Origin of the sequence: Kribbella aluminosa, from assembly GCF_017876295.1 — a bacterium.
GTDB classification, from domain to species: domain Bacteria; phylum Actinomycetota; class Actinomycetes; order Propionibacteriales; family Kribbellaceae; genus Kribbella; species Kribbella aluminosa.
The window spans coordinates 2087298-2111013 of sequence record NZ_JAGINT010000002.1 but is presented as its reverse complement, the minus strand read 5'-3'; the positions used below and the strand labels follow the sequence as shown (position 1 = coordinate 2111013).

Sequence of the window (23716 nt, the reverse complement as noted above, 5' to 3'; positions counted from 1 at the left end):
AGAACTTGGGCCCGGCAACCTCCACGTGACATGGCGGCAGTGTGGCACGGACGACCGATTCGCGAGTACTGCGGGTGATGTGGCACTCTCGCTCCGTGATCCGAGCAGACGACCGCCCGTCGCGCCGCACACTCCTCGGCGCCGCCTCCGCGGCCGTCCTGACGGCAGGCTGTTCCGCTGACTCCAACGGGCAGCCCGCAGCACCGGCAGCCACTGCCTCGGCACCCGGCCAGGTCACGCCGACCGGCACGCACCAAGCAGGCATCGCAACACCCCACACCCCACAACCCAACCTGCTGGCAATCATCGCCGACATCACCCCGTCCCTCGCCCCATCCGCCGTTCAGTCGGCCGCCCCCTCCGCCGCCCCGTCCGCCGTGCCGTCGGGTGCCCCATCCGGGCCCCTGTCCGCCGTTGGGCGGCTGCTTGCTGAGCTTGGGGAGACGATCGTTGCGCTGTCGGCGGGGACGGAGCCGCGGCTGGTCGGGCTTGTGCCGGGCGATCTCACCGTGACGGTCGGCGTCGGCCCGCGGCTGGTGCGGATGGCCGGACGTACCCTGCCCGGCGCGACCGACCTGCCGGCCTTCGCGCACGAACAGATCGCCCCCGCGGCGCGCGGCGGCGACGTACTGCTGCAGATCTGTGCGAGCGACCCGCTGGTCCTCTCGGTCGCGGCCGCCGCCCTGCTGGACCGGGCCGGCGATCGGCTGCGGGAACGCTGGCGCCAGTCAGCACGACGAGGGCCGGCCGTACAGGTGGCCGAAGGCCTCACCGCGCCACGCAACCAACTGGGATTCGTCGACGGCATCGTCGGTCCGCACACCGAGGCGGAGCAGAGCCTGAACCTCTGGCTCGACGAACCCGCGCCGGTGGCCGGCGGCACGATCGCCGTACTGCGCCGGATGGAGCTGGACCTGCGCCGCTTCGCCGGGCTGTCCGCCGCGCACCAGGAGGCTGTGATCGGCCGGCACCGGGACACCGGGATCCCGTTGTCCGGCGGAGTTGTTGCCGACGGCCCCGATCTTGGTGCGAAGACGCCCGACGGTCGGTACCTCGTGCCGGCCGACGCCCACGCCCGTCGTGCGCACGCGGCCGTGGTCGGCGTCCGGCTGATGCTCCGTCGTTCGTACAGCATCGACGAACCGGCACCGGGTCTGCTCTTCGTCAGCTTCCAGAACGACCTGCGGACGTTCACCGCAACCCTTACCCACATGGAGAACGGGGACGCGTTGCTGCCGTTCACGAAGACGACAGCCAGCGCGACGTTCCTGATCCTCCCCGGGTTCGATCCACGGCGCCCGTTGGGCAGCACGTTGTTCTAGAGCAGGCCGAGCTCGTATGCACGCAGTACCGCGTCCTCGCGGGTCGAGGCGCCGAGTTTGCGGTAGACGCTTTTCACCTGGGTGCGCACGGTGTTCACCGAAACCACCAGTTTTCCGGCGATTTCCGGCGTACTCCCGCCGGCGTCCAGTTCGGTCAGTACGGCGTGTTCCCGGCTGGTCAGCTCCACCAGATCCAGGCGATCCGGAAACACTCCCCGCGCCCGGGCGAGCCGTTCGCGGGCCTCGTCGGTCAACGGAAATTCCTTGATTTCCTGGATTTCCGCGCGCTCGGCCGGAGACAGCGACGCCAGCGAGAGCACCTCGTCCGGCGTCCGGAGCCGATCAGCCAGGTCCGCGGCCGCCCGCGCTTCCGGTACGTCGCCCATCCGCGATGCCGCAATCGCCTTGAGCAGCAGGAGTTGCCGCAGATCCCGGTACGACGTGACCGTGTCCCACGGCAGCCGGGACGCCAGCGCACGGACCGCGGCGTACTCGCCGTTGAGGAACCGGATCCGTGCGGTCGAAAGCGTGAGCCACGGTTCGTGCGCGCCCGTTTCCTTGATCAGCCGCAACGCGCGCGTTCCCTGGCCGGTGGCGATCAGCAGGTCGATCCACGCACGCCGCAGTACCTGCGACGCCGCGGTGAGTTCGGTGAGCTCGGGCGCGTGGCTGAGGCGGAGGGTGCCGAGATGCGCGAGCGCCGACGCCTGGTCGCCGCGGTACAGCCCGTGGGCGAACACCAGCGCCGCCGCGAACGGCCAGACCTCGATCCGCCGGGTGCCGTCGCCGACGATCTCCAGCAGGCTCGCCAGTTCGGTGTCGTCGTACCGGTCCAGGGCGTCCCAGCCCTCGGCGATCGATCCGCCGGCGGTGAGCAGGTACCGGACCCGCTGGGACGGCACCTCGAACTCCTGCATCCGCTGCAGCCACTGCTGCGCGGACCCGGTATGGCCGAGATTCGCGAAGATCATCGCGAGGTTCGCGGCGGCGTTCAGCGCGGTGGCGGCGGTGGCCGGCTCGAGGGTCGCGAGCTCGAACGCGTGCCGGAACAGCTCGACCGCGGCCGGCCGGTCGTCCATCAACGTCCGGGTGAGGCCGCGCTGCAACGGCAGCCACCCCGGCCGCCAGGCACCGTCGACCCCAGGCAGCGGGCTGAGCTGCGCGGCCCGCGCACTGAGCCGCTGCCCCAGCTCCTCCGCCTCGACACATCGCCCCTGCTCCCGCAGCGCGATCATCGCCGCGACCCCGACCGTCGTCAGTGTCGCCACCGACGTCTCACTGTCGATGTCCATCGACGCCGCGAGCCGGGTCCCGAGCTCGGTGTAGTGCCGCAGAAACGGCCGAAGCTCGACGGCGTCCGGCTGCGTCGCCGCGTAGTACACGCTCAGCCACGACAGCATCAACCGCGGGCGGGCCCGCAACTCGTCGTCCGGCACCAGCGTCAGCGCGTCCAGCAACCGTGTCGCCAGCTCCCCCTCCACCGACAGTAGATGCTCGTCACAGACACGCTGCAGCGCGTCCCAGTCCCCCTCCGCCGCGATCCTCCCCAACGCCTCAGGCAGCCCGGCCAACGCACCACGAGCGACCTGGGCACCACCTGGCGCCACCTTCTGGTCCTTCCACCCCGGCAGTCACAGACTGCAACGCGCAAATCATGCCGCATCCGGAGAGTTCTTACGCAATCACCCAGCGTGTCGCCGCGGGGCGGATCGCTGGATTACCAGACAGGACCTAGCTCCTGGTGCTCTCGGCGATCTGCTCGTGGTGCCGGATGACCTCGCTGATGATGAAGCCGAGGAGCTTCTCGGCGAAGGCCGGGTCGAGCTTCGCGGTCTCGGCGAGGCCGCGCAGCCGGGCGATCTGGTTGGCCTCGCGGGCCGGGTCACCGGGCGGCAGCGCGTGCTCGGCCTTCAGCCGCCCGACCTGCTGCGTGTACTTGAAGCGTTCGGCGAGGATGTGAACCAGAGCCGCGTCGAGGTTGTCGATACTGTCGCGGAGACTGTCCAGCTCGGCGCGGACCGCCGGGTCGATCGTGGTCATGACGGTCAGCCGATGCCCTTCAGGAGTTGGCGGGCCATCACGATGCGCTGGACCTGGTTGGTGCCTTCGTAGATCTGGGTGATCTTGGCGTCGCGCATCATGCGTTCGACCGGGTAGTCGTGGGTGTAGCCGTAGCCGCCGAGGAGTTGGACGGCGTCGGTGGTGACGGCCATCGCGGTGTCGGAGGCGAAGCACTTGGCGGCGGCGCCGAAGTAGGTGAGGTCCTCGTCGCCGCGTTCGGACTTGGCCGCGGCCGCATAGGTGAGCTGGCGGGCCGCCTCGATCTTCATGCCCATGTCGGCGAGCATGAACTGCAGGCCCTGGAACTCGGCGATCGCCTTGCCGAACTGCTTGCGTTCCTGGACGTAGCCGAGCGCGTAGTCGAGCGCGCCCTGCGCGATGCCGAGCGCCTGCGCGGCGATCGTCACCCGGGTGTGGTCGAGGGTCTGCATCGCGGTCGCGAACCCGGTGCCCTCCGCGCCGATCAGTCGGGACGCGGGGATCCGGACGTTGTCGAAGTACACCTCGCGGGTCGGCGAGCCCTTGATCCCGAGCTTCTTCTCCGGAGCGCCGAACGACACGCCCTCGTCGGACTTCTCGACCACGAACGCGCTGATGCCCTTCGAGCGCGCGTCCGGGTCGGTGACCGCGAACACCGTGTAGAAGTCGCTGACGCCGGCGTTGGTGATCCAGCGCTTCACGCCGTTCAGCAGGTAGCCGTCGCCGTCGCGGACCGCGCGGGTCTTCATCGAGGCGGCGTCCGAACCGGCCTCCGGCTCCGACAGGCAGTACGAGAACATCGAGTCACCTGCGGCCACCGGCGGCAGGTAGCGTTGCTTCACCTCGTCGGACGCGGCCAGCAGCAGCGGCAGCGAGCCGAGCTTGTTCACGGCCGGGATCAGCGACGTCGACGCGCACGCGCGGGCGACCTCCTCGATCACGATCACGGTGGCGAGCGCGTCCGCGCCGGCACCGCCGTACTGCTCCGGGATGTGCGGCGCGTGGAAGTCCGACGCCTTCAGCGCGTCGTACGACGCCTTCGGGAACTCGGCCAGCTCGTCCACGTCCCCGGCGTGCGGGGCGACCTTGGCGTCGCAGACGTCGCGAACGGCCTCGCGGATCGCCTGGTACTCCTCGGGCAGCGCGTACAGCTCGAATGGGTTACTCACGAGTTGCACTGTACGACGAACAACCTGCGCGTGGGGTGCGTCGTACGCCGAAAGTGAGCAAGTACGCACTCTCCAGACATGAGCCGGTCACCGGCTGCTAACCACGATGGGTAGAGTCCCGGACATGAGTGAAGCGACCTCCCGCCCCCTGCGGATCGCCGTGATCGGTACCAACTACCTCGGGGCGAACACTGCCGCCGGGATGGCCGAGTTCGGTTTCGACGTGATCGGGGTCGAGATCGACGAGCACCGGTTGAAGCTGCTCAACGACGGCAAGGCCCCGCTGTACGAGCCCGGGCTGGACCCGCTGCTGAAGAAGCACGTGGATTCCGGCCGGCTGCGGTTCACCAAGGACTACCGCGAGATCGCGGACTGGGCCGACGTGCACTTCGTCTGCGTCGGCACGCCGCAGCTCGAGGGCAGCGAGGCCGCCGACCTGAGCCAGGTCAACTCGGTCGTCGACATGCTCGCGCCGCTGCTCACCAAGCCGACCCTGGTCGTCGGCCGGTCCACGGTCCCCGTCGGTACGTCGAAACTCGTCGAGAAGCGCTTCCACGCCGAGGCCCCGGCCGGTACGACGGTCGAGGTCGCCTGGCAGCCCGAGTTCCTCCGCGAGGCGCACGGCGTGGACGACACGCTGCACCCGGACCGGCTGGTGTTCGGCGTCCAGTCCGAGGCCGCGGAGACCCGGCTGCGGGAGGTTTTCGCGACCCCGATCGCCGAAGGCTCGCCGGTGGTGGTCTGCAACCTGCCGACCGCCGAGCTGGTGAAGGGCGGCGCGAACGCCTTCCTGGCCACGAAGATCTCGTTCATCAACGCGCTCGCCGAGCTGGCCGACGCAACCGGGGCGGACGTCACCCAGCTGGCCGACGCGCTCGGGTACGACAAGCGGATCGGCCGCGGGATGCTGAACGCCGGCCCCGGGTACGGCGGCGGCTGCCTGCCGAAGGACCTGCGCTCGTTCATGCACCGGGCCGGCGAGCTCGGCGTCGAAGAGGTCATCACGCTGCTCCGCGAGGTCGACGACATCAACCACCACCGGCGCGCCGGGATCGTTGACATCACCCACAAAATGCTCGGCGGCGAGTGGGCCGGCAAGAACGTCACGGTGCTCGGCGCCGCGTTCAAGGCCGGTACCGACGACGTCCGCGACTCGCCCGCGCTCGACGTGGCCGGCCGGATCCAGCTGCACGGCGCGAACGTCACGGTCTACGACCCGGAGGCGATGGAGAACGCCCGCCGCGTCCGCCCGACCCTGCGCTACGCCCAGTCCGCCGTCGACGCCTGCCGCGACGCCCACGCCGTACTGCACCTCACCGAGTGGCCCGAGTTCCGCCAACTCGACCCGGCCACCCTGAAGAACGTCGTCAGCACCCCGGTCGTCGTGGACGCCCGCCTCAACCTGAACGCCGAAGCCTGGCGCGCAGCCGGCTGGACCTACCGCGCACCCGGAAAGCCCTAGGCGACAGTCGCCGCACGAACGACGGGGCGGGTCAGTACGACGCCACCGGTGATGGCTGCCAGCACCGAGATCCCCAGGCAGACACCGGTGATGCCCAGGCTGCGTACGTCGGCCAGGCCGCCCAGTAGCGGGTTCATCACCATCAGCGCGATGTTCTGGCTGAGTACGACGATGGACTGCAGGCGGGACTGGAACTCTCGCTCCACCGAGTTCATCAGCAACGGCAGGACGTGACCGGTGAACGTGCCGACTCCGACGCCGCTCACCACACCCGCCGCGAACGTCAGCGGCAACGGGTCCAGCAACGCCAGGCCGAGCAAGCCGACCGCTGCGAGCAGCAGGCCGAGCGCCGCGACGATGCCCGGCCGCGGGAACGCGCCCCGCATCAGGATCCGCAGCGCGATCACCCCGACGCCGAGGCTGCGGCTGGCGATCAGCAGTCCGGCGGTCGCGGCGTTCCAGCCGTGGTCCCGCGCCAGCAGCGGAAACAGCAGTGCGTCGAGCGGCATCAGCAGGCCGGCCGCGACGAACATCGTGATCAGCAGCGCCCGGGTCAGCGGACGGCCGAAGGCCACCCGGATCCCGGCGCCGATCGACCGCAGCATCCCGCTCGGCATCCGGCCCGCCGGCGCCATCGTCTTCCGCAGGACGAGCAGTACGACGATCATCACGCCGAACGTCAGCGCGTCGAACCCACCGGCGGCCTTCAGCCCTGACCAGCTGACCAGGACTCCGCCGACCGCCGTACCCGTGACCGCGAACACCACACCCGTCACCTGGAAGCTCGCGAGCGCCCGCGGCACCTGCTGCGGCGGAACGAGCAAGCGGGGCATCGCCCGTGAGGACGGCAGGAAGAACGCGTCGATCGATCCGACCACCAGCGCCAGGATCACCAGCAGCCAGACCGGTTCGCCCACGGCCGCCGACGCCGGAACCAGAGCGGCCGTCACCACGAACATCGCTGTGCAGCTGGCCAGGAGGACTCGGGGGGCGCCGTAGCGGTCGCCTACTGCTCCGCCGACCAGGAGGAGGGCGGCGCGGGGGGCGGCGGCGAGGAGCAGGATGAGGCCGGCGACGCTGCCGCCGTGCCGGGTGGCGGACCAGCCGATGCCGAAGCTCATCGTCAGGTCGCCGAGGAGGGACACGGCGGCGCCGAACAACCAGATCCAGTAGCGGACCGGAATGCGCTGCGTGTCCGATTCAGTGGGCGGAGTCACGATCGACGACCTTAGACGACAACCAATGGGAACTCATGACTACCCGCCCCCTCCTGTGGAAAACCAGTGACTGCCTCAGCCTTTACGCAGCTCTGCCGCCCCGTCACGCACCGTAGCCCCCTTGGCCCGCGCCACCTCGGCGAGGGATTCCTGGAACGCGATCATCCGGTCCAGCAACTTCTCGTCGGCGGCGGCCAGGATCCGGACCGCGAGCAGCCCCGCATTGCGAGCGTTCCCGATCGAGACGGTCGCAACCGGAACTCCGGCCGGCATCTGCACGATCGACAGCAGCGAGTCCATCCCGTCCAGGTACTTGAGCGGCACCGGTACGCCGATCACCGGCAGCGGGGTCACCGCGGCGAGCATCCCGGGCAGGTGCGCGGCGCCGCCGGCGCCCGCGATCAGCACCTTGAGGCCGCGTTCGTGGGCTGACTTTCCGTAGTCGAGCATCTCGGCCGGCATCCGATGCGCCGAGATCACGTCTGCCTCAAAGGGCACGCCGAACTCCGTACACACCTCGGCGGCCGCCTTCATCGTCGGCCAGTCGCTGTCCGACCCCATCACGATCCCGATCATGGTCTTCCTATTCGTCGATGGTGCCGGTCAGATAGGCGGCCGCGTGCCGCGCGCGGGAGCGCGTCTCCTCCAGGTCGTCGCCGTACGCCGTGACGTGGCCGACCTTGCGGCCCGGCTGCACCGACTTCCCGTAGAAGTGCACCTTCAGACCCGGGTCGCGGGCCAGGCAGTGCAGCAGCCCGCGGTGCATGTCCTCGACGTCGCCGCCGAGCACGTTGACCATCACGGTGTACGGCGCCCGCGCGGCCGGCGAGCCGAGCGGCAGGTCGAGCACCGCCCGCAGGTGGTTTTCGAACTGGGAGGTGACCGCGCCGTCGATCGACCAGTGCCCGGTGTTGTGCGGGCGCATCGCGAGCTCGTTGACCAGCAGCCGGCCGTCGCGGGCCTCGAACATCTCGACCGCGAGGACGCCGACCACGCCGAGCTCGCCGGCAATCCGGAGCGCGGTCTGCTGCGCCTGGGCAGCCTTCGCCGGGTCGAGCCCGGGCGCCGGCGCGGTGACCTCGACGCAGATGCCGTCGCGCTGCACGGACTCGACGATCGGGTACGCGACCGCCTGGCCGTGCGGCGACCGCGCCACGATCGCGGACAGCTCGCGGACGAAGTCCACCTTCTCCTCCGCCAGGATCGGTACGCCGCTGCCGAACGCGGTCGCGACCTGCGGGTCGTCCGGCCCGTCGACGAACCAGACGCCCTTGCCGTCGTACCCGCCGCGGGTGGTCTTGAGGATGATCGGGAAGCCGCCGACCCGCTTGGCGAAGTCCGCGACGTCGGCCGCCGTACCGACCACCTGGTGCGCGGGCGCGGGCGCGGCGAAGGTGTCCAGCCGGGCGCGCATCACGGCCTTGTCCTGGGCGTGCACAAGCGCGTCCGGACCGGGGTGCACCTTGACGCCGTCCGCCTCGAGCGCGTGCAGCAGCTCGGTCGGCACGTGCTCGTGGTCGAACGTCACCACGTCGCACTCCGCGGCGAACCGCCGTACCGTCTCGGGGTCCTTGTAGTCGCCGACCGGGGCGTCCGCGACCGCCTGGGCCGCCGAGACCGCCGGGCCTTCGGCGAGCACGCGGAGCTGGATGCCTAGTGCGACGGCTGTTTCCTGGGTCATCCGGGCCAACTGGCCGCCACCGACCATGCCGACCACCGGCGTACCGACGGGAAGGTCCTTGCGATCGAACTTCACAACCGTGAGCCTAATGTCCATACATCATCGGTCGTACGGCGGCTGCCGCGGCGCGCTGGCGATTTCGGGCTCGCCCCCAAGCCGGGTACCGTGGGAAGCTGCCCTGCCGTCGCGGTGTGATCACAGAAGGTTCCGAACCCCGTTGAAGCTCGTCACCAAGCTGTACCACCAGTTCCAGCACCTGGTGCACGAAGTGGCCAAGTTCGGTCTGGTCGGTGTGCTCGGTCTGGTCGTGGACCTGCCGATCTACAACTGGCTCGTGTTCGACAACCCGACGGTCCTCGGGGCCTCCGGGATCGGCATGCTGCACCACAAGCCGCTGACCGCGAAGCTGATCTCGACGACGGTCGCCACGGTCGCGACGTACTTCGGAAACCGGTACTGGACGTGGCGGCACCGGGAGCGTTCGGGCCTGCACCGGGAGTACGTGCTGTTCTTCGTGCTGAACGGGATCGGCCTGCTGATCGCGGCCGGCTGCCTGGCCTTCTCGCGCTACGCCCTGGATCTGCACAGCTGGCTGTCGGACAACATCGCCGCGAACTTCGTCGGCCTCGGTCTCGGCACGCTGTTCCGGTTCTGGTCGTACCGGAAGTTCGTCTTCAAGGAAGAGATCGCGCTCGACGAGGTCGAGCACACCCCGGCGCCGGACTCCCCGGCGGAGCTCGACGGGGAGTCCACGGGCGACCTGCCCGTCGTTCGCTGACCTACTCCCCATTCAACGGGGCGCCCGGGTCCTTGATCCGGGCGTAGACGGTGTCGGGGAATGTCGCGGGGACCTTGCCCAGCGACCGGATCACGGTGCTCGTTCCGGTGAAGCGGCCGACGGCGTACAGGTATGCCGTACCGGTGTCCTTGTCGATCCCGAGCAGGACCGTGCCGTATGCGCCGCACTTCTGGGCGAGCAGCGTCTCGAAGCCCTGCCAGGTCCTGCTGCGGACCTGCTTCACGACCGGCTTCATCGGTGCGCTCGTCGGGATGTGGATCGTGTAGAGCGCGCCACCCCGTGCGTTCGCGACGAACGTGTCGTACGTCGCCGCCTTGCTCACCAGCGCCATCGACGTGACCGCCGCGAACCCGGGCGCGGATCCGGCGCTCCGCCAGACGCCCTTCGAGCTGACGGTCCAGCGGAAGAGTACGCCGTCGTTGCGCAGCGCGTAGACGGTCCACCGGGAGATCCCGGCCTGGGTCGGGCCCTGGTACTCGGCCTCCTCGACCATCGTGAACTTCCCCCAGCCGCCACCGATCCGCCGCAGCCCGGCCGGACGGTCGGCGGTCCCCTTGTGACCGCTGTACGTCGCCTGGTACAGGCTGTCGCCGATGATGACGTAGCCGTACACGGAGTACCCGCCGAAGCCGTCGTCGAGCACCGCCATCGTGGCCATGTCCTTCACCTGGCCGGCCGTGAACGCACCCCGCCCGAGCGGCGACTTCGTGGCGCCCGGCGGCGTGGTCGACACGACCGCCACGTTGTCGTGGTCCCCCGCGGCCGTGATCGACGAAGCACTCACCGAGCAGTTGACGGCCGGCTGGGCGATCGTCCGGGCGATCGTCTTGGCGGTCGCTGTCGTCGGCACCAGCGTCGCGGTGACGAGTACGGCCGCCGCGATCGTTCCGAGTGGTTTGATCATTGGTCCCACCCCCTATATCTGCCTTGATGGTCGCTGGGGGGCGATAGTTGTGCGTAACGCATGTGAAGATGCGGGAATGAGTGAGATCGAGGTACGAGCGGCCGGTGCGGACGAGTTCGGCGCGGTGCAGGCGGTTTTCAGTGCGGCGATGATGTTCGACCCGGGGCCGGAGAACGAGCTCGACCAGCAACTGTTCGAGGCCGATCGGACGCTGGTGGCGACCGACGGCTCTGCGGTCGTCGGGACCGTGATGGCACTGACGCGGGACCTCTCGGTGCCGGGTGCGGTGGTGGACGCGGCGCACGTGACCGGGGTCGGCGTACTCGCGACGCATCGCCGGAGGGGCCTGATGGCGCGCCTCATCGGGCAGCAGCTGCGCGACGTACCGGAAGCGATCGCGGCGCTGTGGGCGACCGAGTCGGGGATCTACGGGCGGTTCGGGTATGCGGCGTGCGCCTGGGCGACGAACTACGAGATCGACCTTCACCGCGTTGGTCCGACCAACGATCGGATCCGGCCGGGCGCGCTCGGCGTACTGACGATCGACGAGGCGGTCAAGGAGCTTCCGTCCGTACTGCGTCGCCTGCAGGAGCAGCGCCCCGGCGTGTCCGGGCGGTCCGGGCCGCGGTGGCAGAAACGCCTGCAGGACAACGTGGAGCAGCGTGGCGGGCAGACCGCGCAGGAGATCCTGGTGCACCGCGCCGAGGACGGCACGATCGACGGCTACGCGCTCTGGCGGGGCAAGATGAACTGGCTCCCGGTCGGCCCGGCGAACGAGGTGTCCGTGGAGGAGATCGCGGCGCCGGATCCGACGGCGTACCGGGAGCTGTGGCAGCACCTGCTGACGATGGACCTCTGCGCGAAGCTCAACTACGGGCACGGCGCGATGGACGAGCCGCTGCAGCAGCTCGTCACGACGCCGACCGCGCTCGAGCGCCGGGTGGGCGAGTCGCTCTGGGTGCGCGTGACCGACGTACCGCGGGCATTGCGGCAGCGGCAGTACTCCGTACCGGTCGAGGTCGTTCTCGAGGTGCGCGACGACCTGATCGAGGCGAACGCCGGGCGGTTCCGGCTGACCGCGGACGGATCGTCGGTGACCTGCGAACGGACCGACGACACGCCCGACCTGAGCCTGTCGGTCACCGAGCTCGGAGCGGTCTACCTCGGCGAGCGGCCACTGACCGAGTTCGCCGCCACCGGCCGGGTCGTCGAGCACACGTCCGGCGCACTGCACCGGACGACCGCGGCGTTCCGCTGGCCGGTCTCGCCGGTGAGCCTGGAGATCTTCTAGTGTCCCGTGAGCGATGTAGCTTGACGCTATCGGGGCACTAGCGCTCGTCGCCCGAGCTGAAGATCGTGTCGCCGTCGTCCCCGCGCGGCTGCTGCTTCGGCGGCTGCTCCGGCGGACGGCGGCGCATGTGCTCCGGCGGCTCCTCGTCGTCCAGGATGCCGTCGCCCATCTTGCCGTCCGGACCACCGAACAGCAGGTCGGACATCTGCAGGTGGACGTGCTCGACGTGCGGTACGTCGGGCAGCACCACCTGGCCGCGTTCCCCGGCGGACTCGATGTGCAGCGTGCCGCAGCCGAGCATCCGGTCGATCAGGCCGTGCTCGTAGGACACGTCGTTGATCCGCATCAACGGGATGTCCCGGCCGGTCCGGGTGAGCACGCCGTGCCGGGTGATCAGCCGCCGGTTGGTGATCGTGTACGTCGAGAAGAACCAGTCCAGGAACGGCCGGACCGCGAACGCCGCGATCAGCACCACGCCGACCGCGAGGATCGCGATCCGGGCCGGGCTCTGCAGCGACCCGGACGGCACGATCGCGGCCAGGAACGCGCCGAGCCCCGCCACCACCAGGAGCAGGAGGACCGGGCCGATCATCGCCTTCCAGTGCGTCCGGGTGCTGACGACGACGTACTCGTCCTCACCCAACAACTTCGCGGAGATCGCCATACCCCCAGTCTCACAGGTCGGAGGTCCGGTTGTCCCCTCCCGACACGGCGGCCAGAATCTGCACGGACTGAAGCCGGTGCTGCGGGGAAAGAAATGTTCGCTCCGTGCATATTTGTTTCCCCGCCGCCGGCGATTCAGGTGGTGCGGAGATGCGTCACGTCGCCTGCTGCCAGCGGTCGCATCCCGGCGGGAGTGTCCACGACGAGGCGGCCGTCGTCGGCCAGGTCGCGGGCGGTTCCTTCGAGGAAGGTCCCGTCCGGAAGCTCGACGCGTACGGCCTGGCCCAGGGTTGCGGACAGCTCGCGGTACTCCGGGAGCACCGTCGCGGGATCACCCGCGGCGTCGACCCAGGACTGGTAGCGAGAGGCGAGTTCTCGGAGCACGGCGGCCATGATCGTGGCTCGGTCCGTGGTGGTGGCGTGTTCCAGGGCGAGGGAGGTCGCGGCCTCGTGGGGCCTCTCGTCGGAGCGGAGGCTCACGTTCAGGCCGATGCCGATGACGACTGCCGGCCCCTCGATGCGCTCCAGCAGGATCCCGGCCAGCTTGCGGTTCTCCACCAGTACGTCGTTGGGCCACTTCACCTGGGCAGGCACCTCGGCAACCCGCCGTACGGCGGCCGCGACCGCAAGAGGCACCAGCAGGCCCAACCACGGCCACCGTGCCGCGTCGACACCCGTAGGACGCAGCAGGGCCGACATCAACAAGGCAGAGCGTGGCGGTGTGGTCCACGTGCGCCCCAGCCGCCCACGCCCGGAGGACTGGTGCTCAGCAGCAATGACCAGGCCCTCAGGCTGACCACTTGCGGCCGCAGCTGCCACGTCGGCGTTCGTCGACGGCGTGTCCTCCACGACGTCGATCTGCGTCCAGAACGAACCAGGGCGCACCAACCGCCCCCGCAGGAACTTCTCGTCCAGCGGGGGCCGTTCCAGCTCGCTGAAACTCATCCGGTGTTCTGCAGACCTGCGGCAACACCGGAAACGGTCAGCAACAGCAGCTGTCGGGTGCGGACGATCTGCTGCTCGTCAAGCGAGTCGTCGGTCCGCAGCGTCCGCAACGCCCGCAGTTGCAGGTAGCTGAGCGCGTCGACGTACGGGTTCCGCAGCTCGACCGCGCGCCCCAGCACCCGCCGCCCTTGCAGCAGGCGTTCCTGGTCGAGCACCTTGAGCACCCACTCGGTGGTGAGCGCGTGCTCGTCCAGCATCTGCTGGGTCAGGTCGGGCCGGTCGCCCAGCTCCAGGTAGCGGCCGAGGATGCGCCGGTCCGTCTTGGCCAGCGACATCTCCGCGTTCTCCAGCATCACCTGGAACAGCGGCCAGTTCTGGTTCGCGTCCCGCAGCAGGTCCACGTCGCCGACCGCTGCCAGCGCCGTACCGAGGCCGTACCAACCGGGAGCGTTCACCCGGGCCTGCGACCACGCGAACACCCACGGGATCGCCCGCAGGTCCTCCAGCGACGAGACCGCGACACCACGCCGGGCCGGCCGCGAACCGAGGGGCAGCTGCCCCAGCTCTTCCAACGGCGTCACCGTGCTGAACCACTCCGCGAACCCGTCCGCCTTCACCAGCCGGTGGTACGCCGTCCGCGCCGCCTCGTCGAGCGTCTTCCCGACCACCGCGAACCGGTCGGCCGCAGCGGCCGCCCGCTCCTCGACGGCCGGCGTCGACGCCAGCAGCGTCGCCGCGGTCACCTGCTCGATGTGCCGCTGCGCGATCGGCGCGTTGCCGTACCGCGCCGGGATCGCCTCGCCCTGCTCGGTGAGCTTGAACCGCCCGGCCACCGACCCGGGAGCCTGCGCCAGGACGGCGCGGTTCGCCGGGCCGCCGCCACGCCCGAGGGCACCGCCGCGGCCGTGGAACAGGGTCAGCCGGATCGCGTTCCGCTGCGCCCACGCGGTGATCCGCGCCTGCGCGTCGTACAGCGCCAGCGTCGCCGAGACCGGGCCGACGTCCTTCGCGGAGTCGGAGTACCCGAGCATCACCTCGAAGCGCCGGTCGTTCGCGGTCAGCCGGTGCCGGACCCGGGTCAGCTGGATCGCGTTGTCCAGCACCTCGACCGAGTTCTGCAGGTCCTCGCCGGTTTCGAACAGCGGTACGACGTCCAGCTCGATCGGGCGGCCGTCGAGCGCGGCGTCGGCCAGCTCGTACACCGCGGCCAGGTCGCCGGCGTTGCGGGTGAACGAGACGACGTACCGGCGGCACGCGTCCGGGCCGAACCGCTGCTGGATCTGGGAGATCACCCGGAGGGTGGCGAGCACCTCTTCGGTCTGGTCGGACAGCTCGCCGCCGCCGAGCACCTCCTCGAGCGCCTTGGCGTGCACCGACGAGTGCTGGCGGATCTCCAGCTCGGCCAGGTGGAAGCCGAACGAGTTGACCTGCCAGATGAGCTGCTGCAGCTCGCCGAACGCCTGCCGCGGCGCGCCCGCGGTCACCAGCGAGTCCTGCAGGACCTTGAGCTCGTGCAGGAAGTCGGCGGACCGCGGGTACCCGAAGTCGGCGTCACGGGACCGGGTCGCGGCCAGCCGGCGCGCGGCCAGCAGCAGCAGCTGCCGGTGCGGTTCGGCCGGCGAGCGGGTCTCGATGTCCGCGATCAGCTCCGGGTTGACCGCGCGGGCGTCCTCCAGGATCCGGCGTACCGGCGCGGACGGCGGGGTGGTCGCGGCGTCCAGCGTCAGCGACCGCCCGAGCGCCTCGGTGGCCCGCTCGAGCGCCTGCAGCACGTGGTCGGCCTGGATCTGCATCGCCTCGCGGGTGATCGCGGCGGTGACGTTCGGGTTGCCGTCCCGGTCGCCGCCGATCCACGAACCCAGGTGGACGAACGGCGCCACCACCGGGGTCCTGGTCCCGGCCGCGTCTCCGGACAGCGCGTCGTCGAGCCGGCGGTACACGTTGCCGACGACGTCGAACAAGGTCTCCTCGAAGACAGCCATCGCGGAGCGGACCTCGTCCAGCGGCGTGGGGCGGCTGGTCCGGAGCTGCGACGTACGCCAGAGGATGTCGACCTGCTCGACCAGGCGGCGCCGGTTCTCGGCCAGGTCGCTGTCGCCGGCGCGCGGGTCGTGGCGCGCGTCGAGCAGCGACGTGATCCGGCGGATCGTCGCCAGTACGGCGCGGCGCCGGGCCTCGGTCGGGTGCGCGGTCAGCACCGGGCGGAACTCCAGCCCGTTCAGCAACGCCCGCGCCTGCTGCTCCCCGCTGTCGCGGGCGATCTGCTCGACGGCCTGGGCCAGCTCGGACACCACCGCCTCGCTGCCGGCCCGATCGCGCTCGCGGAGCACCCGGGCGCGGTGCAGCTCCTCGCTGAGGTTCGTCAGGTGGAAGTAGCAGGTGAACGCCCGGGCCACGTCCTCGGCCCGCTCGTGCGGCCACGACGCCACCAGCTCCTCGGCCGCGGCGCCGTCACCGGCGATGGTCAGCTCGCGCAGTTTCTCGACGTCGTCGAGCAGCGGCTGACCGGCGTACTCGACGAGCACCTTGCCGAGGATCTCGCCGAGCAGGCGGACGTCGGCCCTGAGTTCCTCAGGCACCTCGAACCGCGCGCGGGTACGGGTCTCACTACCGGTCTCGGTCACGTTCGCCCACCCTATCGGCGGACGCCCGTCGGTGCTGCCGAGTCCGCCTACTGGAAGCCGATCGTGACCGTGTGTTCAGTTACTTCACAGTATGTGAATCAAACGTTTCGGAAACCACCCGCGACCACCTGGGAAACCGTCCGGGCGAGCTCGGCCGGCGTGCGGTCGGTGGCGTCGGTGGCGTCGGTGGCGTCGCTGACGAGCATCCGGGCGCAGGTCTCGGTCATCGACGCGAGCAGCTCGGCCAGCACCGGGAGGTTCGCGTCCGGGTCGGTGACGTCCGGGAGCGACTTCATCAGGGTCAGCCGCAGGCTCTCGACCAGAAACGCGCGGGCGGCGCGGACCCGCTCGGCGACAACGGGCGCTGCGCCGTACTGCGCTCCGAACACGATGCGCCAGGACTGCGGGTTCTTCTGTACGGCGGTGAGGAACGCGGTCAGGCCGTCACGGACGTGTTCCTCGGGGGTACCGACGCCGGGGTCCGGGGGCAGGGCGCCGACGATCGTGATCACCAGGTGCTGCTCCTCGCGGGCGAGCAGCGCCAGCAGGAGCTCGTCACGGTTCGCGAAGCAGTCGTAGACGACGGGTTTGGTGACACCCGCGGCGTCGGCGACGGACTGCATCGTCGTACCGGAGTATCCCTTGGCCGCGAACACCCCGAGGGCGGCGTCCAGGATCAGCGGCCGACGCCGCTCCGGCCCGAGGTGCGGCGCCCGCCGGCGTTTCTCAGCGTCCCCGACCACTTGACAAAGCTACAACACCGTAGCAAATTCCTACAGTCTGGTAGGAACTGCCGCGGGGGTGGTCGATGACCGAACGAGGCAGTGCCGGCTGGCTCGAGTCCGAGGGTGTGACCGCCCTGGACGCGAGCGAGCTCGCTCGACTGGTCGACCGGACGTCGGAGCGGGAGCTCCGGCATCGACTCATCGGGGGAGTACGAGAGATCGCGTTGCGCGAGATCTTTCGCCGGATGCCGGAGTACCTCCGACCCGCCCGGGCGGCCGGGTTCGACGCTGTGATCGGCTGGCAGATCACCGGCGCGCGCGGGCCCGGCCGTACCGTCGACGAGTACTGGCTACGGATCCACGACGGCCACTGCACGGTGATCTCCCCGCAGCCCACTCCCCCCGACATCTCGATCCGTACCGACCCCACCACCCTGCTCCGCGTCGTCACCGGCAACGAGGACCCGATCCTCGCCCTCCTCAAACAACGCCTCACAGTCCGCGGCGACCTGGCCCAGGCCGCCCGACTCCCCAAACTCTTCACCACCGGCCCGACGTAGCCCGCCCTACCTGCTCGGAGCACCGGGCACGGTGCGGGCTTGGGCTGGGGTGGGCCGGGTGGTTCTGGGGGTCGCGGTGGACGTCGCGGGGGTGGCGGGGACTACCTCGGGGCGTGAGAGGGCTGGGTCGGTGGCGAAGCGGGTGGAGGGGTCGGGGAGGGGCTCGGGTGGGTGGTGTTCGAAGGTGCGGACGGCGGCCATGGTGCGATCGCCGAGGGCGGCGCCGTACGAGGCGGCTTCGCGGGGGATGTCGCGGGCCTCGGCCTGCCAGATGGCGAGATGCTGGGGGAGCTCGTCGAAGCCTTCGGTGAGCATGGTCGCGGTCGCTTGTACTGCGGCGGGCCGGCTCTCGCGGGGGATGGTGGAGGTTGCCACCATCGCGTCCGCGGCGGCGGCCGACACGGCGGAGGGTGACTTCAGCTCGGCGCGGGTGAGGGAGGTGTCGATTCCGGCGTGGTGTTCGACCCTGGTGACCAGCCGGTCGGTGACGATCGCGCGCACCTCGGCAAGGCCAGGCTCGGTGGTGGCTGACTGTTGCCAGTAGTCGATGTCCTGCAGGAAGGCGTTCAGCTTGGTCAGTTCGTCGGTGGCCAGCGCGCTCGCGGTGTCGATGGTTCCGGCGCCGCCGGTGACGTCCTCGCGGCGGTTCTCCAGTTCCTCGGTCAGCTCGCGGTGCCTGGCCTCGCGGACGTCCCGTACGGCGAACCCAGCCTCGATGCCGCGGGCCAGGTGCCGGCGGATCCCGGGTTGCTCCCCGGTCGGCAGCGACTTGAAGTCCGGCCGCTCCTTCAGCAGCAGGTCGGCGGCCGCGTGCGCCGCACCCCCGTGGCCTTCGGCAACGAGTTTTCGCAGCACGTCCTCCTCCCGGGTCGCGGTCCGGGCACCGATCGCGATCGCCATCGCCCGGGCCGCCGCCACGTCGCCTTCGAGCTGCGGCGGTGTGAACAGGCCGAGGTCGTCCGGCCGGCCGTTCGGGAACAGGTGCTCGACAAGTCGCGGTGTCGCGTTGGCGGCGTACGCGCGGGAGACCGCGGTCGCCAGCCGGTTCCTGGCCTCGGCGTCGTCCGGCGGCGGCAGTTGCGGATCCGGTTCGAGAGCGTCCGCGCACCGCGCGACCAGGGTGGTCAGCCCACGGCGGGCGCCTTCCCGCGGGTCGTGCCAGAGCGGGTCCCTGCGGTCGGGCCGTTCCGGGTCCTGGCGCTTCGTGAACCTCCGCATCATCGGCGCCAGCCGCCCCGGCAGGTCGAGGTTCTGCGCCAGCGGCTCGAGCAGTTCCACGTGCGCGGGGTCCAGCGCGAGCCGGTCCCCCGGCCGCAGTCCCGACACCCCGTCGACGGTGTCCCGCTCGACGAGCTGGATGACCCTGTGCGCAAGTTTGTCGACATCCGCGGCAGCCACGCCGGAAACCTATCCCCGGACGGGTTCAGTGCGTCGGCTGCGGCGGAGGTCACAGGCGGGACGGCGTACTGGCGCGTAGGCTGCCCGTTCATGGGAGAGACCGTGAACATCCACACCACCGCCGGGAAGATCGCGGACCTCGAGCACCGGCTCGACGAGGCCGTGCATGCCGGGTCGGAGCGTGCGGTGGAGAAGCAGCACGCCCGCGGCAAGAAGACTGCCCGCGAGCGGATCGAGCTGCTGCTGGACGAGGGCTCCTTCTCCGAGCTGGACGAGTTCGCGCGGCACCGGTCGACGAGCTTCGGCCTGGAGTCGAACCGCCCGTACGGCGACGGCGTGGTGACCGGGTTCGGCACCATCGACGGCCGCCAGGTGTGCGTGTTCGCGCAGGACTTCACCGTGTTCGGCGGCAGCCTGGGCGAGGTGTTCGGCGAGAAGATCGTCAAGGTGATGGACCTGGCGATGAAGATCGGCTGCCCGCTGATCGGCATCAACGACTCCGGCGGCGCCCGGATCCAGGAAGGCGTGGTCTCCCTCGGCCTGTACGGCGAGATCTTCCGCCGCAACGTCCGCGCGTCCGGGGTGATCCCGCAGATCTCGCTGATCATGGGCCCGTGTGCCGGCGGCGCGGTCTACTCCCCCGCGGTCACGGACTTCACCGTGATGGTCGACGAGTCGTCGTACATGTTCATCACCGGCCCGGACGTGATCAAGACCGTCACCGGCGAGGACGTCACCCAGGAGGAGCTCGGCGGCGCCCGGACGCACAACACCAAGTCCGGCAACGCGCACTACCTCGGCTCCGACGAGGAGGACGCGATCGAGTGGGTGAAGGCGCTCGTCGGTCACCTCCCGCAGAACAACCTCGAGGATCCCCCGGTGTACGACGCCCCGGCCGACCTCGAGCCGACCGACACGGACCTCGCGCTCGACACGCTGGTCCCGGACTCGCCGAACCAGCCGTACGACATGCACACCGCGATCGAGGCGGTGGTCGACGACGGCGACTTCCTCGAGGTACAGACGCTGTTCGCGCCGAACCTGATCGTCGGCTTCGGCCGGGTCGAGGGCCGCCCGGCCGGCGTGGTCGCGAACCAGCCGCTGCAGTTCGCCGGCACGCTGGACATCGACGCGTCCGAGAAGGCCGCGCGGTTCGTCCGGACCTGCGACGCGTTCAACCTGCCGATCCTGACCTTCGTCGACGTCCCCGGGTTCCTGCCTGGCACCGACCAGGAGTGGAACGGCATCATCCGCCGCGGCGCGAAGCTGATCTACGCGTACGCCGAGGCGACCGTCCCGATGATCACGGTGATCACCCGGAAGGCCTACGGCGGCGCGTACGACGTGATGGGCTCGAAGCACCTCGGCGCCGACATGAACATCGCCTGGCCGACCGCGCAGATCGCGGTGATGGGCGCCCAAGGTGCTGTGAACATCCTGCACCGCCGCGAGCTCACAGCAGTCGCCGACGCCGGTGGTGACACCGAGACCCGCCGCCAGGAACTGATCACCGAGTACGAGGACCACCTGGCGAACCCGTACATCGCGGCCGAACGCGGCTACATCGACGCGGTGATCAAGCCGAGCGAGACCCGCGCCGAGATCGTCCGCGCCCTGCGCCTGCTCCGCACCAAACGCGACACCCTGCCGCCGAAGAAGCATGGGAACATCCCGCTGTAACGACGCTTACGAGAAAGGAGTGCTCGATGAGCGAGGCTGTGCTGCGGGTGGTGAAGGGCGAGCCTACTGTCGAGGAGCTCGCGGCGCTGGTCGCGGTGGTCGCTGCACGCGGCGTCGTGCCGGCGCCCGGCACCGACCGCTCCAGTAATTGGGCGACCTACTGGCGCAACGCCCGTACGCCGTTCCACCCTGGGCCTGGGCAGTGGCGCGCGTCGGCGCACCCATAATCCTGCAGCTCGACAGTACGTAAACCTCTACTAGACCGGCGGGTCACGCCTAGCCTGGCATCCGAAGGTGCCGGAAACGGCGACACCTCCTGTCGAGCTGCCGATCAAACGCGCCGGAACCGGACGAGTGGATAAACCGGAGCCTCGCCGGTGTTGCGTACCGGGCCGGGGAAGGTGGTGGCGCCGTCCAGTGTGAGGCCGTGGCGGGCAGCTGCCGCGGTGAGGTGGGCGAGGGCGTCCTGGGAGCGGGTGTCCGCCGGGCCGCGGGTGTCGGCGTACCTGCTGGCGTCGGACTTCTCGGTGGTGGTGATGAAGACGCCGTCCGTGCGGAGGACGCGGGCGACCTCGGCGATCACCGGTTCGCTGTCGTCGAGGAGGTGCAGGAGCCAGACCGCGACGACCGCGTCGCACCTACGGTCGGCGACGGGCAGTCGCGCGGCGTCGGCGGCCGCGACATGACCGGGCAGCCGGACCCGGGCGCGCTGCAGCATCGCGGTCGACAGGTCGAACCCGTGCACAAGGTTGCCAAGAGCAACAAGCTCGGCGCCGACGATGCCGGTACCCACAGCCAGTTCCAGTACCCGGCTGCCCTTCGGCAGCAACTCGTCGACGGCGTGCGCGGCGGCCTGGGCCCGGACCTGGCCGCCGCGGGTTTCGTCGTACGTCGAGGCGACCGGCTCGTCGTACGTGTAGGGCTTCTGGGAGTTCCACAAGGCGGGCCAGGAGATGCCGACCTGGATCAGCATCCGGCGCAGCAACGGCAGCGAGAGGCCGACGACGTTGTGGTAGTCGCCCTCGATCGCGGTCACGAACGGCCCGCCGAGGCCGTCGACGGTGAACGCTCCGGCGACCACGAGGGGTTCGCCGGTGGCGACGTACGCGTCGATCTCCTCGTCGGTCACCTCCGCGAACTGCACCTTCGTCGACGACAGCTCGCGCAGTTCCTGCTTGCCGGAAGTGTCGATCAGACAGTGCCCGGTGTGCAGTACACCGCTCTTCCCGCGCATCATCTTCCAGCGCTCGCGAGCGACGTCCGGCGTCCCGGGTTTCCCGTACGGCTCCCCGTCGAACTCCAGCACCGAGTCGCAGCCGAGCACGGTCGCGTGGTCGGTCAGGCCCGCGACCACCGCGCGGGCCTTCAGGGTCGCGAGCAGCCGGGCGAGCTCACCCGGGTTCTCCGCGGTGATGTCGTCCTCGTCGACGCCGGAGACGATCACCTCCGGCTCGATCCCCGCGCTGCGCAGCGTCTTCAGCCGGGCCGGCGACGCCGACGCCAGCACGAATCGGATGCTCACAGCTTCGCCAGCGCCCGGCGCAGCGGGTCCAGGCCGATCGACCCCAGGTTCAGCGCGTCCCGGTGGAATTCGCGCAGGTCGAACGCGGATCCCTTGCGCTGCTTGGCCTCCTCCCGCGCCTGCAGCCAGATCCGTTCACCGACCTTGTACGACGGCGCCTGCCCCGGCCAGCCGAGGTACCGGTTCAGCTCGGCCTGCAGGAACTCCGTCTCCATCCGGCAGTGCGCGCGCAGGAACTCGAACCCGAGCGCGGCGTTCCAGCGCTCCCCCGGCCGCCAGCCGAACGGGTTGTCCCGGGGCACCTCCAGCTCCAGGTGCATGCCGATGTCGACGATCACCCGCGCGGCCCGGAAGCCCTGCGCGTCCAGCATCCCGAACCGGGCGCCGGCGTCCTCGAGGTAGCCGATCTCCTCCATCAGGCGTTCGGCGTACAGCGCCCAGCCCTCGCCGTGACCGGAGACCCAGCAGGCGATCCGCTGCCAGCGGTTCAGCAGGTCGGTCCGCAGCATGGTCTGCGCGACCTGGAGGTGATGCCCCGGCACGCCCTCGTGGTACACCGTGGTCACCTCGCGCCAGGTGGCGAACGTCTCGACGCCGTTCGGCACCGCCCACCACATCCGGCCCGGCCGCGTGGTCAGGTCCTCGCTCGGCTGCGTGTAGTAGATCGAGCCGTCGGAGGTCGGCGCGATCATGCACTGCAGCGTGCGGATCTCGTCGGCGATGTCGAAGTGCGTACCGCCCAGCTCGGCGACGGCCGCGTCGGACAGCTGCTGCATCCAGTCCCGGAACGCCTCCTTGCCCTGGATGCTGCGCGCCGGGTCGTTGTCCAGCAGCGCGGCGGTGGCCTCGATGTTCCGCTCGCCGCCGTTCAGCCCGGCGGCGATGTCCTGCATGTCGCTCTCGATCCGGGCCAGCTCCTGCCAGCCCCACGCGTACGTCTCCTCGAGGTCGACCTTCGCGCCGAGGAAGTTGCGCGAGGCCAGCTCGTACACCTCGCGGCCGCACGCGTCCCGCTCCGGCGCCCGCGGCGCGAGCTCGGCGGTCAGCCAGGCGCCGAACTGCTCGAACGCCTTCCGCGCCGACGCGGCCGCGGCCTCCACGGTCGGCTTCACCGCACCAGAGGGGGCCTGTGCGGCCAGTCCGGCGAAGAAGTCGTCGCCGTCGGCACCGGTCCAGCTGGCGATCCGGTCGGCCAGCCCGGTCACCTGCCGTACGGCTGAGATCCGGCCGAGCGCGGCCTGCTCGAGGAGCGTGTCGCGGTACCCGTCGAGCGTCGTACCGATCTGGTTCAGCCGGATCGCGACCACCTCCCAGTCCTGCTGGGTACCGGTCGGCATCAGGTCGAACACCTGCCGGAGCGCGGCCGGCACCGACGAGATCGCGTTCAGCTGATGCTGCGGTACGCCGGCCTCGTACATCTCCAGCTCCAGCCCGAGCCGCTCCACGAACGCATCCTTGGCGACCTCCTCGCGCGGGCTCGACGGCTCGATCGCGCGGGCCTCGGCGAGCGACCGCCGGGTCAGGTCGATCCGGGCCGCGAACCCGTCCGGGGTGAAGTCCGGCAGCTCGTGGTCGTGGCCGGCGATGCCCATCTCGGTGGCGCCGAGCGGGTCGAGGACGACGTCCTGCTCGAGATGCCGCTCGGCGAGCTGGTCGATCGGGCTGTTCGGCTTGGTAGCTTCCGTCACCTGGCCGACCCTACCCGGCCGGGGTC

At 70.3% G+C, this 23716-nt stretch carries 21 protein-coding genes; 7 read left to right on the top strand and 14 right to left on the bottom strand.

All coding sequences use genetic code 11. The features are described from left to right. Window positions 1–95 precede the first annotated feature (95 nt). Entirely contained in the window at window positions 96–1322 is a 1227-nt protein-coding gene (locus tag JOF29_RS31365) for a Dyp-type peroxidase (protein ID WP_209698005.1), read from the top strand. On the opposite strand, the gene JOF29_RS45635 is transcribed toward JOF29_RS31365, so the two are convergent. The 3 genes from JOF29_RS45635 to JOF29_RS31350 all read right to left on the bottom strand — a co-directional run bounded on the left by JOF29_RS45635 (window position 1319) and on the right by JOF29_RS31350 (window position 4531). Next, complete coding sequence (locus JOF29_RS45635; RefSeq protein ID WP_209698004.1) at window positions 1319–2929, bottom strand: helix-turn-helix transcriptional regulator; 1611 nt, start codon at window positions 2927–2929, stop codon at window positions 1319–1321. The two genes, JOF29_RS31365 and JOF29_RS45635, sit on opposite strands and share 4 nt — an antisense overlap. A gap of 124 nt (window positions 2930–3053) precedes the next feature. Then, window positions 3054–3362 carry a chorismate mutase gene (locus JOF29_RS31355; protein WP_209698003.1) on the bottom strand — a complete coding sequence of 103 codons (309 nt, stop codon included), beginning with the start codon at window positions 3360–3362 and terminating at the stop codon, window positions 3054–3056. Window positions 3363–3367: 5 nt separating this feature from the next. After that, window positions 3368–4531 carry an acyl-CoA dehydrogenase family protein gene (locus tag JOF29_RS31350; protein WP_307863784.1) on the bottom strand — a complete coding sequence of 388 codons (1164 nt, stop codon included), beginning with the start codon at window positions 4529–4531 and terminating at the stop codon, window positions 3368–3370. A 124-nt stretch (window positions 4532–4655) separates the two neighbouring features. On the opposite strand from JOF29_RS31350, the gene JOF29_RS31345 reads away from it, so the two are divergent. Then, window positions 4656–5993, top strand: a complete 1338-nt coding sequence (locus JOF29_RS31345) for a UDP-glucose dehydrogenase family protein (protein ID WP_209698001.1) — start codon at window positions 4656–4658, stop codon at window positions 5991–5993. Here the strand turns inward: JOF29_RS31345 and JOF29_RS31340 are convergent. From JOF29_RS31340 to JOF29_RS31330, 3 genes are all read right to left on the bottom strand, one after another. Then, the gene (locus tag JOF29_RS31340; RefSeq protein ID WP_209698000.1) at window positions 5990–7210 is read right to left on the bottom strand and encodes an MFS transporter; all 1221 of its coding nucleotides are present in this window, start codon (window positions 7208–7210) and stop codon (window positions 5990–5992) included. The two genes, JOF29_RS31345 and JOF29_RS31340, sit on opposite strands and share 4 nt — an antisense overlap. Window positions 7211–7285: 75 nt before the next feature. Continuing rightward, on the bottom strand, window positions 7286–7786 hold the full coding sequence (purE, locus tag JOF29_RS31335) for a 5-(carboxyamino)imidazole ribonucleotide mutase (RefSeq protein ID WP_209697999.1): 501 nt from the start codon (window positions 7784–7786) through the stop codon (window positions 7286–7288). Window positions 7787–7793: 7 nt separating this feature from the next. Continuing rightward, on the bottom strand, window positions 7794–8966 hold the full coding sequence (locus JOF29_RS31330) for a 5-(carboxyamino)imidazole ribonucleotide synthase (protein ID WP_307863783.1): 1173 nt from the start codon (window positions 8964–8966) through the stop codon (window positions 7794–7796). A gap of 142 nt (window positions 8967–9108) precedes the next feature. On the opposite strand from JOF29_RS31330, the gene JOF29_RS31325 reads away from it, so the two are divergent. Further along, window positions 9109–9669 (top strand): GtrA family protein, encoded by a 561-nt coding sequence (locus JOF29_RS31325; RefSeq protein WP_209697997.1) that lies wholly within the window; start codon window positions 9109–9111, stop codon window positions 9667–9669. A 1-nt stretch (window position 9670) separates the two neighbouring features. On the opposite strand, the gene JOF29_RS31320 is transcribed toward JOF29_RS31325, so the two are convergent. Beyond that, window positions 9671–10594: a hypothetical protein gene (locus JOF29_RS31320; RefSeq protein WP_209697996.1), complete on the bottom strand. Its 924-nt coding sequence runs from the start codon at window positions 10592–10594 to the stop codon at window positions 9671–9673. 76 nt (window positions 10595–10670) lie between these two features. Here JOF29_RS31320 and JOF29_RS31315 point away from each other — a divergent pair, with 76 nt between their 5' ends. Next, a complete protein-coding gene (locus JOF29_RS31315) occupies window positions 10671–11885 on the top strand; it encodes a GNAT family N-acetyltransferase (protein WP_209697995.1) in 1215 nt (404 codons plus the stop codon). Between the two features lie 37 nt (window positions 11886–11922). On the opposite strand, the gene JOF29_RS31310 is transcribed toward JOF29_RS31315, so the two are convergent. The 4 genes from JOF29_RS31310 to JOF29_RS31295 form a co-directional block, all read right to left on the bottom strand. Next, window positions 11923–12549 (bottom strand): PH domain-containing protein, encoded by a 627-nt coding sequence (locus JOF29_RS31310; protein ID WP_209697994.1) that lies wholly within the window; start codon window positions 12547–12549, stop codon window positions 11923–11925. 134 nt (window positions 12550–12683) lie between these two features. Beyond that, entirely contained in the window at window positions 12684–13493 is an 810-nt protein-coding gene (locus JOF29_RS31305; RefSeq protein WP_209697993.1) for a biotin--[acetyl-CoA-carboxylase] ligase, read from the bottom strand. Further along, window positions 13490–16117 (bottom strand): phosphoenolpyruvate carboxylase, encoded by a 2628-nt coding sequence (locus JOF29_RS31300; protein WP_209697992.1) that lies wholly within the window; start codon window positions 16115–16117, stop codon window positions 13490–13492. The genes JOF29_RS31305 and JOF29_RS31300 overlap by 4 nt, the downstream gene beginning before the upstream one ends. A gap of 98 nt (window positions 16118–16215) precedes the next feature. Beyond that, on the bottom strand, window positions 16216–16860 hold the full coding sequence (locus JOF29_RS31295) for a TetR/AcrR family transcriptional regulator (RefSeq protein WP_209697991.1): 645 nt from the start codon (window positions 16858–16860) through the stop codon (window positions 16216–16218). A gap of 65 nt (window positions 16861–16925) precedes the next feature. On the opposite strand from JOF29_RS31295, the gene JOF29_RS31290 reads away from it, so the two are divergent. Further along, window positions 16926–17402 carry an SCP2 sterol-binding domain-containing protein gene (locus tag JOF29_RS31290; protein ID WP_209697990.1) on the top strand — a complete coding sequence of 159 codons (477 nt, stop codon included), beginning with the start codon at window positions 16926–16928 and terminating at the stop codon, window positions 17400–17402. 6 nt (window positions 17403–17408) lie between these two features. Here the strand turns inward: JOF29_RS31290 and JOF29_RS31285 are convergent, their stop codons facing one another. Beyond that, window positions 17409–18800 carry a hypothetical protein gene (locus JOF29_RS31285; protein ID WP_209697989.1) on the bottom strand — a complete coding sequence of 464 codons (1392 nt, stop codon included), beginning with the start codon at window positions 18798–18800 and terminating at the stop codon, window positions 17409–17411. A 90-nt stretch (window positions 18801–18890) separates the two neighbouring features. Between JOF29_RS31285 and JOF29_RS31280 the strand changes: the two genes are divergently transcribed. Together JOF29_RS31280 and JOF29_RS31275 are read left to right on the top strand one after the other, a co-directional pair. Beyond that, complete coding sequence (locus tag JOF29_RS31280) at window positions 18891–20480, top strand: acyl-CoA carboxylase subunit beta (protein ID WP_209697988.1); 1590 nt, start codon at window positions 18891–18893, stop codon at window positions 20478–20480. 26 nt (window positions 20481–20506) lie between these two features. Continuing rightward, window positions 20507–20707, top strand: a complete 201-nt coding sequence (locus JOF29_RS31275; protein WP_209697987.1) for an acyl-CoA carboxylase epsilon subunit — start codon at window positions 20507–20509, stop codon at window positions 20705–20707. Between the two features lie 104 nt (window positions 20708–20811). Here JOF29_RS31275 and JOF29_RS45630 read toward each other — a convergent pair whose 3' ends face one another. Continuing rightward, a complete protein-coding gene (locus JOF29_RS45630) occupies window positions 20812–22002 on the bottom strand; it encodes a Maf family nucleotide pyrophosphatase (protein WP_307863782.1) in 1191 nt (396 codons plus the stop codon). Further along, the gene (locus JOF29_RS31265) at window positions 21999–23690 is read right to left on the bottom strand and encodes a DUF885 domain-containing protein (protein ID WP_307863781.1); all 1692 of its coding nucleotides are present in this window, start codon (window positions 23688–23690) and stop codon (window positions 21999–22001) included. The genes JOF29_RS45630 and JOF29_RS31265 overlap by 4 nt, the downstream gene beginning before the upstream one ends. Between the last annotated feature and the right edge of the window lie 26 nt (window positions 23691–23716).

Bases quoted from the DNA above. Each gene is read 5' to 3' on its own strand.
- JOF29_RS31290 (WP_209697990.1), top strand. From the start codon at position 16,926: ATGACCGAACGAGGCAGTGCCGGCTGGCTCGAGTCCGAGGGTGTGACC.
- purE (WP_209697999.1), bottom strand. From the start codon at position 7,786: ATGATCGGGATCGTGATGGGGTCGGACAGCGACTGGCCGACGATGAAG.
- JOF29_RS31275 (WP_209697987.1), top strand. From the start codon at position 20,507: ATGAGCGAGGCTGTGCTGCGGGTGGTGAAGGGCGAGCCTACTGTCGAG.
- JOF29_RS31280 (WP_209697988.1), top strand. From the start codon at position 18,891: ATGGGAGAGACCGTGAACATCCACACCACCGCCGGGAAGATCGCGGAC.
- JOF29_RS31310 (WP_209697994.1), bottom strand. From the start codon at position 12,549: ATGGCGATCTCCGCGAAGTTGTTGGGTGAGGACGAGTACGTCGTCGTC.
- JOF29_RS31345 (WP_209698001.1), top strand. From the start codon at position 4,656: ATGAGTGAAGCGACCTCCCGCCCCCTGCGGATCGCCGTGATCGGTACC.
- JOF29_RS31315 (WP_209697995.1), top strand. From the start codon at position 10,671: ATGAGTGAGATCGAGGTACGAGCGGCCGGTGCGGACGAGTTCGGCGCG.
- JOF29_RS31355 (WP_209698003.1), bottom strand. From the start codon at position 3,362: ATGACCACGATCGACCCGGCGGTCCGCGCCGAGCTGGACAGTCTCCGC.
- JOF29_RS31305 (WP_209697993.1), bottom strand. From the start codon at position 13,493: ATGAGTTTCAGCGAGCTGGAACGGCCCCCGCTGGACGAGAAGTTCCTG.
- JOF29_RS31320 (WP_209697996.1), bottom strand. From the start codon at position 10,594: ATGATCAAACCACTCGGAACGATCGCGGCGGCCGTACTCGTCACCGCG.